This is a genomic window from Halorhabdus sp. SVX81 (assembly GCF_029207715.1).
Taxonomy (GTDB): Archaea; Halobacteriota; Halobacteria; order Halobacteriales; family Haloarculaceae; genus Halorhabdus.
Genome location: NZ_CP104322.1, coordinates 1,106,048 through 1,123,475 on the forward strand (window position 1 = coordinate 1,106,048; position 17,428 = coordinate 1,123,475).

General features: G+C 64.9%; 12 protein-coding genes. 7 read left to right on the forward strand and 5 right to left on the reverse strand.

Annotation, left to right across the window (positions count from 1 at the left end):
* The first annotated feature begins 63 nt into the window (after positions 1 to 63).
* Both SVXhr_RS05535 and SVXhr_RS05540 read left to right on the forward strand, forming a co-directional pair.
* Positions 64 to 1,146: an ATP-binding cassette domain-containing protein gene (locus SVXhr_RS05535; RefSeq protein ID WP_275740200.1), complete on the forward strand. Its 1,083-nt coding sequence runs from the start codon at positions 64 to 66 to the stop codon at positions 1,144 to 1,146.
* The gene (locus SVXhr_RS05540; RefSeq protein WP_275740202.1) at positions 1,143 to 2,003 is read left to right on the forward strand and encodes an ABC transporter permease; all 861 of its coding nucleotides are present in this window, start codon (positions 1,143 to 1,145) and stop codon (positions 2,001 to 2,003) included. Before SVXhr_RS05535 ends, SVXhr_RS05540 begins: the two co-directional genes overlap by 4 nt.
* A 38-nt stretch (positions 2,004 to 2,041) precedes the next feature.
* Here the strand turns inward: SVXhr_RS05540 and SVXhr_RS05545 are convergent, their stop codons facing one another.
* A complete protein-coding gene (locus tag SVXhr_RS05545; RefSeq protein ID WP_275740204.1) occupies positions 2,042 to 4,369 on the reverse strand; it encodes an ATP-binding protein in 2,328 nt (775 codons plus the stop codon).
* A 124-nt stretch (positions 4,370 to 4,493) separates the two neighbouring features.
* On the opposite strand from SVXhr_RS05545, the gene aroA reads away from it, so the two are divergent.
* Together aroA and SVXhr_RS05555 are read left to right on the forward strand one after the other, a co-directional pair.
* On the forward strand, positions 4,494 to 5,780 hold the full coding sequence (gene aroA / locus SVXhr_RS05550) for a 3-phosphoshikimate 1-carboxyvinyltransferase (protein ID WP_275740206.1): 1,287 nt from the start codon (positions 4,494 to 4,496) through the stop codon (positions 5,778 to 5,780).
* Positions 5,781 to 5,871: 91 nt separating this feature from the next.
* The gene (locus SVXhr_RS05555) at positions 5,872 to 6,453 is read left to right on the forward strand and encodes a DUF2391 domain-containing protein (protein ID WP_275740208.1); all 582 of its coding nucleotides are present in this window, start codon (positions 5,872 to 5,874) and stop codon (positions 6,451 to 6,453) included.
* A gap of 15 nt (positions 6,454 to 6,468) precedes the next feature.
* On the opposite strand, the gene mutS is transcribed toward SVXhr_RS05555, so the two are convergent.
* A complete protein-coding gene (mutS, locus tag SVXhr_RS05560; protein WP_275740210.1) occupies positions 6,469 to 9,207 on the reverse strand; it encodes a DNA mismatch repair protein MutS in 2,739 nt (912 codons plus the stop codon).
* 119 nt (positions 9,208 to 9,326) lie between these two features.
* Here mutS and SVXhr_RS05565 point away from each other — a divergent pair, with 119 nt between their 5' ends.
* Positions 9,327 to 11,921, forward strand: a complete 2,595-nt coding sequence (locus tag SVXhr_RS05565; protein ID WP_275740212.1) for a CARDB domain-containing protein — start codon at positions 9,327 to 9,329, stop codon at positions 11,919 to 11,921.
* Between the two features lie 4 nt (positions 11,922 to 11,925).
* Here SVXhr_RS05565 and thiD read toward each other — a convergent pair whose 3' ends face one another.
* Positions 11,926 to 13,269 (reverse strand): bifunctional hydroxymethylpyrimidine kinase/phosphomethylpyrimidine kinase, encoded by a 1,344-nt coding sequence (gene thiD / locus SVXhr_RS05570; protein ID WP_275740214.1) that lies wholly within the window; start codon positions 13,267 to 13,269, stop codon positions 11,926 to 11,928.
* A gap of 104 nt (positions 13,270 to 13,373) precedes the next feature.
* Here thiD and SVXhr_RS05575 point away from each other — a divergent pair, with 104 nt between their 5' ends.
* On the forward strand, positions 13,374 to 13,694 hold the full coding sequence (locus tag SVXhr_RS05575; RefSeq protein ID WP_275740216.1) for a cupin domain-containing protein: 321 nt from the start codon (positions 13,374 to 13,376) through the stop codon (positions 13,692 to 13,694).
* Between the two features lie 14 nt (positions 13,695 to 13,708).
* On the opposite strand, the gene SVXhr_RS05580 is transcribed toward SVXhr_RS05575, so the two are convergent.
* Entirely contained in the window at positions 13,709 to 14,746 is a 1,038-nt protein-coding gene (locus SVXhr_RS05580) for an AIR synthase family protein (RefSeq protein WP_275740218.1), read from the reverse strand.
* A gap of 150 nt (positions 14,747 to 14,896) precedes the next feature.
* Here SVXhr_RS05580 and amrS point away from each other — a divergent pair, with 150 nt between their 5' ends.
* Positions 14,897 to 15,937: an AmmeMemoRadiSam system radical SAM enzyme gene (amrS, locus tag SVXhr_RS05585; protein ID WP_275740220.1), complete on the forward strand. Its 1,041-nt coding sequence runs from the start codon at positions 14,897 to 14,899 to the stop codon at positions 15,935 to 15,937.
* Between the two features lie 54 nt (positions 15,938 to 15,991).
* On the opposite strand, the gene SVXhr_RS05590 is transcribed toward amrS, so the two are convergent.
* Complete coding sequence (locus SVXhr_RS05590; RefSeq protein ID WP_275740222.1) at positions 15,992 to 17,314, reverse strand: hemolysin family protein; 1,323 nt, start codon at positions 17,312 to 17,314, stop codon at positions 15,992 to 15,994.
* Between the last annotated feature and the right edge of the window lie 114 nt (positions 17,315 to 17,428).

Consider the following 17,428-nt stretch of genomic DNA (forward strand, 5'->3'; position numbering starts at 1 on the left):
TGAGGGTGTGATTGAACATTCAATCAAAGTGCTTATGTGTGCTACGATATTTCCCGGAAGTAGATGAGTACGAACCAGACTGACGCCACTGACGAACACCCGCCCGTCGATCGTCGGTACGCGATCGAGGCCGAGGCTCTCGGACTTACCTACGCCGATGGGACCGAAGCGGTCTCGGGTGTGTCGATGGCCGTTCCTTCGGGTGAGTTCTTCGGGTTTCTCGGACCGAACGGTGCCGGGAAGACGACGACGATCAAGGTGCTTGCCACGCTGTTGTCCCCGACGACCGGAACAGTCGAAGTCAACGGGTTCGACGTCGAGACCGAACAACAGGCGGTCCGTGAGTCGATCGGGTACATGGCCCAGGAGACGAGTGTCATCACGGAGATGACCGCCCGTGAGAACCTCCGGTTTGCCTGTGATGCGTACGGTGTGCCCACGGCCGACCGGGCCGAGCGGATCGAGGAACTGTTGGACCTCGTGGATCTGGCTGACGTCGCTGACAAACAGGCCGAGGGGTTCTCCGGCGGGATGAAAAAGCGGCTGGACGCCGCGATGGCGCTGGTCCACCAGCCGCCGCTGGTCTTTCTCGACGAACCGACGACGGGGCTGGATCCGAAGGCCCGGAATCGCCTCTGGGACTATTTCGAGGAGATCAACGACCGCGGGACAACTATTTTCCTCACGACACAGTACTTAGAGGAAGCCGACCATCTCTGTGATCGGCTTTCGGTCATCCTCGACGGTGAGATCGTCGCGGAGGGGGCCCCCGAAACGCTCAAACGTGAGGTCGGCGGCGAGATTCTCGATGTCGAACTCGATGATGGATCCGATGCGCGCCAGCGTGCCGCGGAGATCGTGCGGGAGGACGGGCTGTTTTCCGACGATCCGACCGTCGACATCACTGATGACGGCATTACAGTCACGTCCCGTGAATCCAGAAAGCGTGGTCCCGACCTGCTCGTTGCGCTCCGTGACGCCGAGATCACCGTCACCGGATTCAACGTCCGGTCACCGACGCTCGATGACGTGTTCCTCGCGATCACCGGCGAGCATCTCGACGACGAGGATCCGGCCGAGTCGGACGCTGACGCGGTCGAGTCGGCGGCAGGTTCGACCACCGCTGCCGACGGAGGTGACCGATGAGTACTGACACGGCCCCGGATCGCGAGGTCGCTCGCACCTCGAACTCGTTCCTGCGTGACGTCTGGACGAACTTCATGCGCTGGAACATCAACGCGATCCGCAACCCCTTCGTGGTGGTCTCCTCGCTCCTCCAGCCGATCATCTTTCTCGTGTTGTTCACCCAGGTGTTCGGCAACATCGCCGGGGGTGCCCTCCAGACGGGCATTAACTACGAAACCTATCTCCTGCCGGCGATCGCCGTCCAGATCGCACTGATCGTCGCCTCCTCCTCTGGCATTGGGCTCGTCGATGACATCGAAAGCGGCGTCTTCCAGAAGACCCTGGTCACGCCGATGAATCGGGCGGCGGTCTTCCTCGGCAAGACGCTCTCGGAGCTGGTCCGGATCGTCGTCCAGGTTGTCATCATCCTCGTGCTGGGCGTCGTCCTCGGTGCGGAGGTGGCGACGGGGATCCCCGGCGCGCTGGCGATCGTCGGCATCGCCGTCCTCTTTTCGCTGTGGTTTCTGGCGTTCTCGAATACGGTCGCGCTCATCACGCGGGATCAGGAGTCGACGATCATCGCCGCCAACATGGTCCAGCTTCCCCTGTTGTTCGTCTCGAGTGCGTTCCTCCCCGTTTCGGAGATGAAGCCCTGGATTCAGACGGTCGCGACTTACAATCCGATCACCTACGGCGTCGATGCCGCGCGGGCGATCATGCTCGACGCCGACGTGATGGAAGTGCTCGACGTGACTGCCTTCGGTGGGATCTGGAACACGCTCGTCCCCTCGATCGCAATCCTGCTCGTCCTCGACGTGATCCTGGGTGCAATCGCCGTCTACATGATCAACCGCGCTTCGAGCGCCAGCGTCCAGTGATCGGTCGACCCGACGCTTACGGAAGCTCCAGCAGCTGACTACACGATGTCGACGCCGGTGAACTCGAAACGCGCGCCGCCCTCCCGGCTCTCGGTCACCGAGACGTCCCAGTCGTGGGCCTCGGCGATCCGCTCGACGATCGTGAGGCCGAGTCCCGTCCCGTCGACGGTGGTCGTGTAGCCCGACTCGAAGATGTCGTCCCGTTCCTCGGCCGGGATTCCCGGCCCGTCGTCGGCGACGTAGAAGCCACGATCGTCGATGCGGTCGATGCGGACCGTGACGCCTGCCCGCTCAGTCGCTTGTTCGTCCGTCGGCGTCGTCGCGTGATCGACGGCGTTCGAGAGCAGATTCTCGAAGACGTGTCTGATCCGGTCGGGATCACCCCGGATCCCGAATTCCTCGGGAACCTCGACCGTCTCGGCCTCGCTGTCGATCATCTCCGCACACTCCGCGACGACCGACTTGACCGGGACGGGGTCGGTCTCGCCGACAGTGTCGCCCTGGCGGGCCAGCGTCAGCGTGTTGCCGACGATGTCGTCCATCCGGTCGAGCGCGTCAAGCAACGGTCGCGTGTGGTCGCTTTCGCAGTTCTCCGCGAGTAATTCCGCCCGGCCGAAGGCGACGTTCAACGGGTTCCGCAGGTCGTGGGAGATGACCTCCGCGAACTCGTCTAAGCGCTCGTTCTGGCGTTCGAGCCGGCGCTCGTAGGCCTTGAGTTCGGTCACGTCGGTCACCGTCCCGACGACGCGGGGGCCATCCTCGTCGTCCATGACCTCGGCTTGTTCGCGAACCCAGAGTTGCTCGTCGTGTGGTTGAACCGGATATGTGAGATCGTAGTCGGTCCCGCCATCGATCGCCGCCTCGATGGCGGATCTGACCCGTTCGCGATGGTCCGGCGGGATGAGCTCGAAGTAGGCGTCGAAAATCGGTTCGACGTCCGTCGCATCGATGCCGAAGACGTCCTCGAAGGTCGGGTACCACTGGATCTCGCTTTCCCCCGGACGCCAGTCGAAGGTGCAGGCGCTGGTCGTCTCCAGGGCGAGTTCGAGTTGATCGCGGACCGTCTCGAGGCGGTCGTTCATCGCCTCGAGTTCCCGTTCGCGCTCGTGCCGGTCGGTCACGTCGAAGAACGTCGTCACGAACTGCCCGTCGCCCAGCGGGAACGCGGTGATCGAATACCGGCGACCGAGTGACTCCGCGTAATGTTCGAACTCGACCGGTTCGCCCGACAGGGCGACCGTCCCGTAGGTCTCGATGAACGTCGGATCCAGGTCCGGCAAGATGTCGGTCGCCCGCTCGCCGACGATCGCCTCGCGATCCAACCCGGTCGCGTCCTCGAAGGCCCCGTTGGCCTCCAGAAACACGTAATCGATCGGTTCGCCTTCCTCGTCGGTCACGATCTCGTGGACGGCGATCGCGTTGAGCGACCGCTCGAAGAGTTGTCGATACCGGCGCTCCTGTTCGAAGCGACGGAATGCGTGGCCGAGGTCGCCGGCGAGTTCGCGGAGCAAGTCCCGCTCGGCCCCGTCGAACGGTTCCCGCTCGCCACTGTAGACGGTCAACACGCCGTACTGTCGGTCTTCGAAGGAGAGCGGGACGGCCGCACTGGCGGCAAAGCCCCGTTCGAGCGCCTGTTCGCGCCAGGGGTCGACGGGCTCCTCGTCGGCGATCGATTGGGTCACGACGAGATCGTTCGTCCTGAGTGCCCTGGCCGTCGGGGGCTGGTCCGTCTGACTCTCGTCGAGCGTGATCGTGATCGCCGCCGGATAGTCGTCATCGGCCCCCGCACTCGCCTGCGGGACGACGGTCCCCGCGTCCGGATCGGCCTCGCCGATCCAAGCGAACGCGTAGGGCGGGCCGTCCGTGACGATCTCACAGACCCGACGTTCGAGGTCGGCCCGGTCGCGCGACCGGACGAGTTCCTGATTGACGTCCCGGACGGTGCTTCTGATCCGGTCGAGCCGGTCGGCGCGTTGCCGGGCCCGATACTGCTCGACGGCGTTCTCGATCCGGTTCGCGAGAACGGCGTACTGTTCGGTCCCGCCGGCCTTTTCGAGGTAGTCGGTGACGCCCGCGGAGATCGCATCGCTCGCGATCGACTCGGATCCCCGCGCAGTGTAAAGGATGAAGGGCAGCTCCGGGTACTCCTCACGGACGGCAGCCAGCAGTTCGAGCCCGTCCAGCCCGGGCATCTCGTAGTCGCTGACGACGCAATCGATCGTCTCGTCGAGCCGTCCGAGCCCCTCGCTGGCGGTGGTCGCCCGTTTGACGACGAACTGATCGTCCTCCGCTTCGAGCATCGTCGCGACGAGGTCGAGGAAGTCGGGTTCGTCCTCAACGTGGAGCACCCGGATTGGCTCCCCCATACGTGAACCTCTCGCGTGTCGAGGAGAAAAATGTGTGGTATTGCCACCCAATAGTTCGGGGGAGCGTGCGATCCGGGACGATGACACCGGTATCCTCATATCGCCCCCTCACAACCATTGGCACATGGACATCCACGTCACACCGTCGACCCTCGCGGGCCGGGTTCAGGCCCCGCCGTCGAAGAGTTACACGCACCGTGCGATCCTCGCCGCCGGATACGCCGACGGCGCGACCGTCCGGGATCCCCTGGTCAGCGCCGACACCGAGGCGACGATGGGTGCCGTCGAAGCCTACGGCGGCAGCGTCGAACGCGGCGTCGATGCGCTCGAAGTCACCGGATTCGACGGGCGGCCGGCTGTCCCGGGGACCGTTGTCGACTGTGCGAACAGCGGCACGACGATGCGACTGGTGACGGCGACCGCTGCTCTCGCGGACGGGATCACCGTTCTCACCGGCGACGACTCGCTTCGGTCGCGCCCGCAGGGACCCCTGCTCGACGCGATCGGGCAACTCGGCGGTCGCGCCGAGAGTTCGCGGGCGAACGGCCAGGCTCCGCTCGTGGTGAAAGGCCCGGTCGACGGTGGGACGGTCTCGATTCCCGGCGACGTCTCCTCGCAGTACATCACGGCCCTGTTGATGGCCGGCGCGGTCACCGACGAGGGAATCGAGATCGACCTCGAAACCGAACTCAAGTCCGCGCCGTACGTCGATATCACGATCGAAGTGCTCGACGCCTTCGGCGTCGATGTCGAGTCGACGGCTGCGGGATTCGACGTTGCCGGCGGACAGACCTACGATCCCGCTGGCGGCGAGTACGCCGTCCCGGGGGACTTCTCGTCGATGTCCTATTTGTTGGCTGCTGGCGCGCTCGCTGCGCCTGATGGCCTTACCGTCACCAGCGCCCACCCGAGTGCACAGGGCGATTCGGCGATCGTCGACGTCCTCGAACGGATGGGCGCGGACATCGACTGGGATCGCGACGCCGGCGAGATCACCGTCAGCCAGTCCTCGCTGTCGGGCGTCGAGGTCAGCGTCGCCGACACGCCCGACCTCCTCCCCACGATCTCGGTCCTGGGCGCGGTCGCCGACGGCGACACCCGGATCGTCGACTGCGAACACGTCCGCTACAAGGAGACCGACCGCGTCGCGGCGATGGCCGAGGAACTCACGGCGATGGGTGCAAGCGTCACCGAGGAGCCCGAAACCCTGACGATCCACGGTGACGACACCGACCTCTCGGGAGCGGTCGTCGATGGCCGCGCGGACCACCGGATCGTGATGTCACTGGCCGTCGCCGGCCTGGTCGCCGACGGCGAAACGACCGTCAAAGGCGGCGAGCACGTCGACGTCTCGTTCCCGAACTTCTTCGACGTCTTCGAGTCGATGGGTGCGTCAGTCCAACGGGACTGATCGGCTGTCGATCGGCGGGTCCGTTCATCGGGACTGAGCGATCGCCGATCGGCGGGTCACGTTCATGTACCGGGCGACGGAACGTCGGTCCATGAGCATCTTCGACGGCTTCGACTCTGAGGAGCCATCCAAAGAGCCAAACGTCGCGGACCTGGTCGAGGAACTCGACGAACTGGAAGCGACCGTCGATTCCCCCGCGGAGCGTGCAAAGGTCGAGACTGTCAGGGAGACCGCGCTCTCGGTGAGCCAACAGGGGTCGTTCGGCCGCGTCATCTCCGGATTCGACCGTGCGGACGCCTCCGAGGCGCTGCTGGGAAGCGTTCTGTTCGGGATCCCGATGTTCGTCGAGGGTGGGACGAGCGAGGTCGGCGAGTATCTCGCGACACACCCGCCCTTCCTGGTCGGGACCGCCGGGTTCACGTTCGCGCTCGTCTTCGGTATCCTCTACGTTGCCGAAATCCAGGACGTCCGCGTCGTCGATCCGTACCTCGGGTTCATCCCGCAGCGCTTCGCCGGCGTACTGGTCATCGCGTCGGTGACCGCATTCGTCCTGATGGCGATGTGGGGGCGTCTCACGTGGGCCCACCCGCTTGTCGCCGTCGGCGAACTCGCCGCCGCTATCCTGCCGATGTCAGTCGGTGGCGCGCTGGGTGACATCCTCCCTGGGTCGTGAGCGTCGCCTGGGCGATCACTCCAGTCGTCGCTGCCACTCCTGAACCTCGGCGAGGAGGTCGACCGGCGACGTCTCCTCGACATCGAGATCGGCGAGTGTTTCGAGGACGTCCGGAGCGTCCTCGCCGAAGCGGTCGACGATCACCTCGCCGTCCGAATCCGCGGGTTCGCTGGTTGTCCCGTTCCCTTCCGGGTTGCCCGCCCGCCGCTGGTCGGTATTCGACTCCCGCATCTGCCCGGAATCGAGATCGAAGACGACCTGCCGGGTCTCGTCGGTCGAGCGGCCGTTCTGGACGTCGATCGCCTCGTCAGCCCGGAGTTTTCGGAGGACCTCCCGGGCCCGGGAGACGACCGGATCAGGGACGCCGGCCAACTCGGCGACGTGGACGCCGTAGGAGCGATCCGCCGGCCCGTCCCGTACTGTCCGCAGGAACGCCACCTCGTTGTCGGTCCCGCTGGCTGGGCCAGCACCACTCCCGCTTTCGGCCGCATCCGGTTCGCCGTCGACGGCGACGTGGACGTTTTCGACCCCCGAAATGTGGTCGGCCAGCGCCGTGAGTTCGTGGTAGTGGGTCGCAAAGAGCGTCTTCGGCGACGGCGATGCCGACTGGGCCGAAGAGAGGTATTCGGTCGCCGCCCATGCGATCGAGATGCCGTCGTAGGTTGCCGTCCCGCGGCCGACCTCGTCTAGGATGACCAGCGAATCCTCGGTGGCCGAGTGGAGGATGTTCGAGAGTTCCTGCATCTCGACCATGAACGTCGAGCGGCCCTGGGCGAGCTCGTCGAGCGCACCGACACGAGTGTAAATCCCGTCGACGAGGCCGACCGCTGCTGACCGAGCGGGCACGAACGACCCGATCTGAGCCAGCAGGACGATCAGCGCCGCCTGGCGCATGTAGGTGGATTTCCCGCTCATGTTGGGGCCGGTCACGATCAGGAACCGCCGGTCGTCGTCCATTCGGAGGTCGTTGGGGACGAACTCGGTAGTCTGCTCGACGACCGGGTGGCGACCTGCTTCGACGGATAGCGCCCGCGAGTCGCGCAACCTCGGTCGGGTCCAGTCGTTTCGGACGGCGTGGGTCGCCAGTGCCGCCAACACGTCGACTGCCGCGAGGGCCTGGCCGACGCGCTGGAGGAGGTCGGCATGCTCGGCGACGTGCTCACGAAGCGCCGTGAAGCGCTCGTGTTCGAGGTTGTGGCGACGCTCCTCAAGTCGGAAGATCTGCCGTTCGCGCTCGGTCAACTCCGGGATGGTGTATCGCTCGGAGTTTTTCAGCGTCTTGACGTTCTCGTAGTGCTCCGGGACTTTCCCGGTCTCGCTGTTGCCGACCTGGATGTAGTAGCCGTCCGTCTTGTTCCGGTCGACCGAGAGGTGCGTGATACCGTGTTCGCGCTGCTCGCGCTCGGGCAACGTTTCGATCCACTCTAAGGCTGCCTCGTGTTCCTCGATAACCTCGTCGAGTTCGTCGTCGTAGCCCGGTTTGATGATGCCACCTTCCGTGATCGTCCCCGGCGGATCCTCCACGATCGCCGCGTCGAGTTCGGCGGCGAGTTCCGCGACGGCGTCGGGATCGGGTTCGTCGAGCCACGTCGAAAGCGGCGATTCGGCCAGCGCCGGCGTCTCGGTGATGATCCCACGGACAGTCCCGAACAGCTCCAGGGTGTCGACGGCCGCCCGGAGGTCGCGGGCGTCGGCGCTGCCGGAGGCGGCCTTGCTCGCGAGTCGTTCGAGGTCGTACGCGTCCCCGAGGACGTCACGGAGTCGTTCACGCGCCATTGCCTCACTCGCGAGCGCCTCGACGCTGTCCTGCCGACGGGTCAGTGTCTCCCGCGATCGGCGGGGACGCTGGAGCCATGCGCGCAACGTCCGGGTGCCCGCGCTTGTGACGGTGTGATCGATCGTCTCGAGGAGCGATCCGCTCTCTTCCCCCCGCATCGTCTCGGTGAGTTCGAGGTTGCGTTGGGTCGTGGCGTCGAGTTCGACGTGATCGCTCGCGCCGTAGCGCTGGAGGCGTGTCATCGACGCAAGCACGCCCTGGCCGGTCTCCTCGACGTAGCTGAGGACGGCCCCGGCGGCCGCGATGGCCGATTCGGCCTCGGCGATCCCCACGCTTTTGATCGTCTCGCCACCGAACTGTTCACGGAGTCGGTGGCGGGCACGGCCGGGCGCGAACGATTCGGTCGCGTGCAGCGAGACCGCGGCGTCAGTCCGTTCGCGGAGCCGCTCGATCGTCTCGTCATCAGCGCGTACGGTGGGGCCAGGCAGCACCTCGGCCGGGTCAAAGCGGTAGAGTTCGCTGAAGACCGCGTCCCGATCGCCCACCTCCGTCACGAAGAATTCGCCGGTCGTCACGTCGGCGAACGCAAGCCCCCACGTCTCGCCCTCGACGATTGCCGCGAGATACCGGGCCTGTGGGTCAGTCGTCGACAGCAGCGTCCCCGGCGTGACGACCCGGCTCACCTCCCGAGCGTGGCCGTCTTCGGTCTCGTGTTGGTCGGCGACGGCAACATCGTAGCCACGCTCGACGAGCGCCGTCAGGTACGGCGTGAGTTCGCCGACCGGAACGCCAGCCATCGGATACGACGAGCCATGACTCGATTTCTGGGAGACCTGAAGGTCGAGTTCGTCGGCGACCGTCTCGGCATCGTCGCCGAAGAACTCGTAGAAATCCCCCACTTGCATCGCCAGTAGATCCGCGTCAGCCCCGTCTCTCAGCGAGAAGAACTCGCCGACGATCCCCGTCGCTTCGGTCATGTCCCTTCCTGGGTGCGAAGTGGGTTAAAACGCTACGGGATGCGTTCGATCGGCGGGCCGTCGCACTCAAATACTCGGGCCTGCAATGTGTTATCATGCACAGGCGGCACGTCGGTGCTGTGGCTGTTCTTATCGCACTCGTGATTGGTACGGCCGCGGGCGTCGGCGTGGCCGGAGCGGCCACCGATGACGATCCCGCGCTGGCGACGACCGAGTGGAACAACGTCACCATCACCCAAGAGTACCGACTGCAACCCGATACCCCGGGCCACATCGAAGTGACGGCGACGGTCACGTTTCCGGAGGCCGCAACCGAGTTTGAGGTCGCAGTCCCCTGGCAAGGCACGGTCACGGACACCGACGGGTTCGAATCCACTGTGGGCCGTCGGTACGAATGGACCGGCGAGCGTGACGAAGCGACGATTACCTACGATCTTGACGCCAACGAGACGGCTCGGGGAGGCGGTCCGGAGCGTGGCAGCGGTCGATATCTGTACGCCGATACGGGTTCGTGGGCGCTGGTAAAGCCACCTTCCATCGGTTTCGTCAGCGGGACCTTCCGATCGGTCGACGACGACGTCCAGGTCGGCGTCGATCGAAAACGAACCGTTGCTGGCGAGGGTGCCGCCGGCGACTACGTCGCGTTTCTCGGTCCACACGAGACCTACCGCCGCACAGCCCACGGTCAATCCTTCACCCTTATTGTCCCCGAGGCCGCCTCGATGAGGGCTGAACCTGAGGCGATCCTTGCTGCGTTTACAAACGCCTCCGACGAACTCCGAGTCGGCGATCGGGACGAGCAGGTCTTCACCGTGGCGGCTCCAACCTCGGTCGACTGGGCCGTCCTGGGATTACAGACCTGGGAGAGTGACATGTGGGTGCGGGCCGACGAGCCGATAGCGACCGCCGACAACACCTGGCTCCACGAGTACGTCCATTCGAGACAACAACTCAATACGACGAACGCGACCGAGTGGTTGATCGAGGCGACGGCGACGTACCACGCCGCCGAACTCGCACTCGAAGACGACCTCACTGATTTCGACAGTTTCGAGGAAGTCCTGGCCCGTGGAAGCCGCGACCGATACGACGAGGTGGTTCTCGCTGAGCAGGCGACCTGGACCAGCCTGGCCGAATACGACAAGGGCGCGCTGGTAGCCGGCGAACTCGATAGACAGATCCGACTCGCCACGGACCGATCGAAGCGCTTCGAGACTGTGTTCGGCGACCTCAACGACGACATTGCTATCGACCACGACCGGTTTATCGAGGCGGTCGAAACGGCCGCCAACAAGACAGTCGCGGCGACAGCGGACCGATACGTCACGAGCGACGCGACGCCCGCGACGTGGACCCGTCGCCAGCACGAGGATGCGTTCGGGTCGGCGCCGGCCGAGTTCACGCACGAACTCGCGTCGGATGCAGCGCCCTATCGCATCGAGGGGCCGTACCGGAACGTCTCGACCGACGACATCGACCGATTGGCCGTCAACGAAACGGTGGTCGTTCCACTCACGGTCTCGAACGTCGGCGGGTCGACTGGGACCTACGACATCGGGCTGACGGTCGAGGGGACTGTCGTCTCGCGGGTCTCGGGAACACTCGCGGCGAACGAATCGGCCACTATCGAGTTGGCACACACGTTTGAGGACCCTGGCACGTACTCGGTTGCTATCGAGTCCAGCAAGACGACGATTCGGGTCACCGAGCCGGCGAGTGCTTCGGTTGAATCGGTTGCGGTCGATCGGGAGACCCTGGAAGCGCCGGGGAACGTGACGCTTTCGGCAACGCTCGTCAACGGCCGGGACGAGCCAGCGAGGACAACGGTGACGTTCACCCGAAACGGGACAACCGTCGCGGAGCGAACCGTCTCGCTGGCTCCCGGCGCGTCGAAACCCGTCGAGGCGACGGTCATACTGTCGGACGCCGGCCGGTACGAACTGGGCGTGAACGGCCGAACCACGACGGTCGTCGTCGATCCGGCACGGTTCACCTACGCCGTCGACGAGACTGCGGATATCACCGTCGACGGTGAGTATCGGACCGTCACAGGAGCCGAGATTCCGCCCCTTGTCGTCGGTGAGACGGTGACGATCCCGGTCACCGTCACGAACGACGGCGGGGTGGCCGGGACCTACAGGGCGACCCTTTCGATCGACGGTGCGGTTGCGACCCAGTCGACGGGAACCCTCGCTGCCGGCGAATCGACCACACTCACCCTTTCAGCGACGTTCGAGCGACCTGGCTCCTATCGGCTCACGACCGGCCATCAGGAGAGGCGAGTCCAGGTGAGCGAGCGGGCGACACCCACCGTCCGGTCAGTCGCAGTCGATCGATCGACGCTCCCGGAACCGGGGAACGTGACGATTTCAGCCGCCATCGTGAACGATTCACCGATTCCAGCTGCGGGAAAAATTAACTTTACGCGAAACGGAACCGTATTCGCGGTCGAATCGGTTTCCCTGGACGTCAACGAAACGCTGTCCGTTGCGGCCACGGTTACGCTACCACGATCGGGGACGTTCGCGCTCGCAGCGGGTGACCAGTCGACGACGGTGACTGTAACGACTCCGACAGGATCGGAGACCCAAGCGAACCGATTCGGAACGGCGGATGGTACCGAGACGACGACGGCGACCGGGCCGGGATTTACCGCACTGGGCGGACTACTCGTGGTCGTCGTGACCGCTCTCGCGGTCATTCAGCGGTACTAACAGGTCAGGCCATCACTTCGAGCAGTTGTTCGGTTCGCTCCCGGAGTGTGTCGGGATCGTGTGCAAGCAGGATCGTGGTCGGAACGCGTCCTTCGCCACCCGGATCGACGACGGCGACTGGATCGTCCACGGTAGCGAATTCGGTCCCGAACCCGGATTCGAGCGTTGGTCGGCCATCGAGTTCGACGACCTCGCCGTCCAGGGTATCGAGCGCCTCGGCCACCCTCTCGTCGTATCGCCAATTGACCGCGAAGCGGCAGTCCGCATCGCCCTCGCGGGCGTCCAGCAGGTATCGGGCGACGTGACTCGACGCGCCGAAGCGGACGCCGCGGTTCGGACGGGGACCCGCCAGCGTCCGGGTAATTCGGCCGTCGACGGCTGCCACCTCCCCGGGCCGCTCGGCGAACGGCGTCGCGCCGGCCACGTTCGTCCCGACTTTGGGAATCAATGCGGAGATGTCACCCTGGATGGCCTCGTCGCCCTCGCCCACGAAGTCTGCGACGAGTGCTTCGACCGCCTCGGCAGTCGCAGTACGCTCAGCGCGCTCGCGCGTCTCGACGAGGTGGTGGACGGCACCCGGTCCTTCGCCCACGTCGAGGTTGTACCGGACGGCTCGCGTGAGCAGGTCGATCCCCGCGCCCACGCTGTCGGCCAGCGATTCTCCCTGCCCACGGTGAGTGGCGATCGCCGCCGAGAGTGTACACCCCGAGCCGTGGGTCGCGTCGGTGTCGATCCGTTCGTGCCGAAACGTCCGGACTGATTCAGGGGTGACCAGCACGTCGACGATGTCCTCACCGGCGATGTGGCCTCCCTTGACCAGGGCGGCGTCGGCACCCATCCCGACGATTGCCTCGCCGGCCTCGATCGCCGTCGACTCGTCGACCGGCTCGATCCCGGTCAGGACGGCCGCCTCGTCGGCGTTGGGCGTTACCAACGTGGCCTCGGCGATAAGTCGCTCGTAGGCGTCCTCGGCCTCGGGTTCGAGCAGCCGATCACCCGACGCCGCCACCATCACCGGGTCGACGACGAGTTCGGGCAACGCGTCGGCGTATTCGACGACCGTCTCGATGACCTCGGCGGTCGCCAGCATACCGGTCTTTGTCGCCTGGACGTCGAAATCGTCGATCACGGCGTCGATCTGGGCCGCGATGTGGTCGATCGGCAGGAGGTGACTCCCCCGGACGCCAGTCGTATTCTGGGCCGTGACGCTCGTGATCGCGCTCGTTCCGAATCCACCCGCTGCCTCGATGGCCTTGAGATCCGCCTGAATCCCTGCGCCGCCGCCGGAGTCGCTGCCGGCGATCGTCAACACGGTCGGCGGGTCGTGTGGTGCCTCGTTGCGCGTCATAGCCATGCCTATTCGGCGGTTGTACAAATCCGTGATGCTCCCGGGTCGGCGACCGCCCGGTTCGAAACAGCTTTTTCCGGCCGGCGATCCAACATTGTGGCGGGATGACATACACCAAAGTCAACTACGAGGACGTCGAGCCGGTTGCGGAGTCGATGCACTTCCTGCGGGACGCCTTAGCGTGTGAGACAGTCGGAGTGACGGTGCTCGATTGTGAGCCCGGCTGGTCGGGGAAAGCACACGATCACGCCGCGGAGGAGCACGAAGAGGTGTACCTACTCGTGGACGGAGAAGCCACGGTCACGATCGAGGGCGAAGAAGTCGAGATGGAGTCCGGCGACGCAGTCCGCGTTCCGTCCGAGGCAACCCGCGAGATCCGGAACGGCGAAACAGAGAGTACGTTCGTGCTGACGGGTGCGCCCTGAGGCGGCGACGCGGCTTACTCCTCGGCCGCCTGGAGTTTCCCCATGTACTCCTCGAAGGCTGCCCAGTAGGGATCTTTGCCGGGATGATCGACACGTTCTCCGTCGACGGTGAGTCCCGATCCCTCGACGACCCGGCCGGCGTCCGCTGCCGGGATTCCCTCGCGTTCCAGCGCGGAGAGGACATCGCTTGCCCCATCGGGATCGACCGTCGCCAGTAGCGTCCCCTCGCTGATCGAGATCCACGGGTCGATGTCGAAAAAGTCACAGGCGGCCTCGACGCCGGGTTGAATCGGGATGCGATCCTTCTCGATTTCGAAGCCGACGCCCGCCGACCGGGCCATCTCGAAGAGGCCGCCGTAGACGCCGCCCTCAGTGGCGTCGTGCATCGCCGTGACCGGGCCGGCCGAGGAAGCCACCATCGCCTCCTTGATCGGACTCATGTCGAAAAAGCGGTCCTTCGCGGCCTGGATCTCCCCGTCCGGAACGTCACCATCCATCAGGGAATCGAAGTGAACGGAAAGTAGCCCCGTCGCCTCGATCGCCGGCCCTTTCGTGACGATCACGCGGTCGCCCGGCCGACCGCCGTCGGGCGTGACCAGCTCCTCGAAGTCACCGGTTGCCAGTGAGGTGCCGCCCCCGACCATCGGGTAGTTACACCCCGCGTAGCGACCGGTGTGGCCGGTGACGATCGAGACGCCGAGGTCTTTGGCCTCCCGGTCGAAGGTCTCCCAGACGGTCTCGAACTGCTCGTCGGTGATCTCCGGCGGGAGATTGAAGTCGACGCTGAGATACGCCGGATCGAGCCCCGAGACCGCTACGTCACTGATGAGGATGTGGAAGGCGAACCACGCCGCCCGCTCGAAGCCCGCCGCCGGCACGATGAACACGGGGTCGGTCGCCATCGCCAGTGCCTGGCCGCCCACGTCGGCGACGCCGAAGTCGACGCCGTGCTGTGGCTGGAGGCGGACGTCGTCGCGGTCGGCCCCGAGCCGTGGGTAGATGTACTCGTCGAAGAATTCGCGATCGGCTTTACCGAGTTCGGGTTCGCTCATACACCCGGTGGTACTTTTCGGTGGTACTTAGACTCCTCGTCATGGCTCGCGGAGTTGACGCCGACTGTCCCGATCGGCGGGGTTCACCTGTCGACCCGGGACTACTTTCTGCGGGGCAGGCTTTTGATCATCAGGACCCTATGATCGGACATGTCCACGTTCGACGACGCGGCGGGCGTCCCTGCCGAGCTGGTCGTCGAAACCGACGACGGCCTGCAGTGTACGGCCTGTGCCCACCGGTGTACGCTCTCGCCCGGCCAGGCCGGTATCTGTGACGTGCGAAAGAACGTCGACGGCGAGTTGCGCCTGCTGACCTACGGGCAGGTGTTCGACCGACCGACCGGTCCGCCGGGGACGGCCGATCCGATCGAGAAGAAACCGCTCTATCACTTCCACCCGACGAGTCGCGTGCTGAGTTTCGGCGGCGTCTCCTGTAACTTCGCCTGTGAGTTCTGTCAGAACAACCACATTTCCTTTGCCGGCCCTGAGGATCTCGAACTGCGGGAGGTCTCCCCTGAGGAGGCGGTCGAGAGTGCACGAACACAGGACTGTGCGGGCGTCGCCTGGACGTACAACGAGCCGACGATCTACGCCGAGTACGTTCGGGACGGGGCCGAACTGGCGAAAGCGGACGGTCGCTACACGGTGATCGTCACAAACGGCTACTTCACCGAGGAGTTCATTGACGAAGTGGGTCCGTATCTCGATGCAGCCAACGTCGACGTCAAGGGGTTCCGGGATCGCCCGCACGTCAAGCACATGGGCGCGAAGCTGGAGCCCACTCTCAGGGGGGCGGAGCTGGCACACGACGCCGGTATCCACGTCGAGATCACCTATCTCACCATTCCGGACCTCAACGACGAGCCTAGGGAGATCCGCGAGTTCGCCGAGTGGGTGCGGGACGAACTCGATCAGTCGGTTCCGATCCACTTCACCCGCTTCCATCCCGATCACGAGATGCGCGATCGGCCCGCGACGCCGGTCGAGACGCTCGAACGCGCGGCGGAGATCGCCCGCGAGGTGGGCCTGGAATTCGTCTACGTCGGCAACGTTCCCGGCCACGCCGACAACGACACGCGCTGTCCCGATTGCGGGACAACGTGGATCAGGCGCAACGGGTTCCGGGCGAGTGTCGAGGGAGATCTCGACGGCACGTGTGACTGTGGTCGCAAGATAGACGTGGTGGTCTGAAAAACGACCGTGTCACACTGCCACAAACATCTGTCCGCTGGCGATTCGTGACTCTCAGGTGTCTCCAGGTTCGATCTCGTTTCTCCCGTGGTTCGACAGATCGACCCGGACTTCCAGGAGGCGGTTGTTCGCCACCGTTTCGGCGGTCAGGTCGACCCCGCCGTAGGTCACCTGATCACCCTCGTCGACGAGACGCCCGGTCTGACTCATGATCAGCCCCGCGACTGATTCGAACGTCCCGGTTTCGGGGAGATCAGTGCCGAGTGCTTCGTTCGCTTCGTGGATGTTGAGTTCGCCTCGGACGATCGCTGTCTCGTCGTCGAGCCAGCGGACCGGGGCCGTTTCGCTCTCCGCCAGTACTTCCCCGATGATCTCCTCGATGATGTCCTCGATGGTCACGATCCCCGACGTCGTTCCGTACTCGTCGACGACGATCGCCATCCGGCCCCGTCGCTCGCGCAACTCCGTCAACAGTTCGTCGACGTCTTTGGTTTCCGGGACGACGAGCGGCTCGCTGGCAACGGAGCGAACTGCCGAATCCTCGCGATTGAATCGCGCGTCAACCAGATCCCGAACGTGAACGGTCCCGACGACCGTATCGAGGACTCCCTCGTACACCGGAAGCTCGTTGAACTCGCTCTCCAGACACGTCTCGATCGCCGTTTCGACGTCCGTCTCGGCGTCGATAGCGACGACATCCAGCCGTGGAACCATCGTTTCCTTCACGATCCGATTGTGAAAGCGAAGCAGCCGCTGGAGCATCCGGTGTTCGGCTTCGGTGAACACGCCCGCCCGTTGCCCGGCCGTAACCACTTCCCGGACTTCCGATCGCGTGACGTACGCCCGCTCGAAGTCCTCTTTGCTCCCCATGAGTCGGTTGACGCCGTCCGTGAGCACGTCGAAGACCGCCACGAGCGGGTACATCAGTTGCTGTAAGCGGCGCAGTGGACGGGCGATCCGCAGAGCCCACGATTCGCTGTGGTCGACGGCGTAGGATTTGGGCGCGCTCTCGCCAAACAGCAACACGATCGACGTCACGCCGAACGTGGCGATCAACACCGACTGACCGGGATCGACGTACAGTCCCAGCAATCCAGTCGTGATGGCGGACATCCCGATGTTGGCGATGTTGTTCCCGACGAGAATCGTCACCAGCAACCGACGCGGATCGGATTTCAAAACGGATAGCGTCTTCGCGCCGCGAACCTCGTCCTCGACCAGCGTCGCGATCCGGTGGTCGGCCAGCGAGAAGATGGCGATCTCCGAGGACGCGAAAAACGCCGAGAACACCACGAGGATCACGACGGCAAGCGCTCCGACGCCAGTGATCATCCCCCGGGATACGTCGACCATTGCCACCAGCCCCCCGAGACTCATTGGGGACAGCATCGGTGTGTACATACAGGGGGATAGGGGACAGCCCTGAAAAGGACAGGGTGCGCGCTGCTGTGACGGTGCATCGGACCCACAATGTGCTCGATCTCCGTTGAC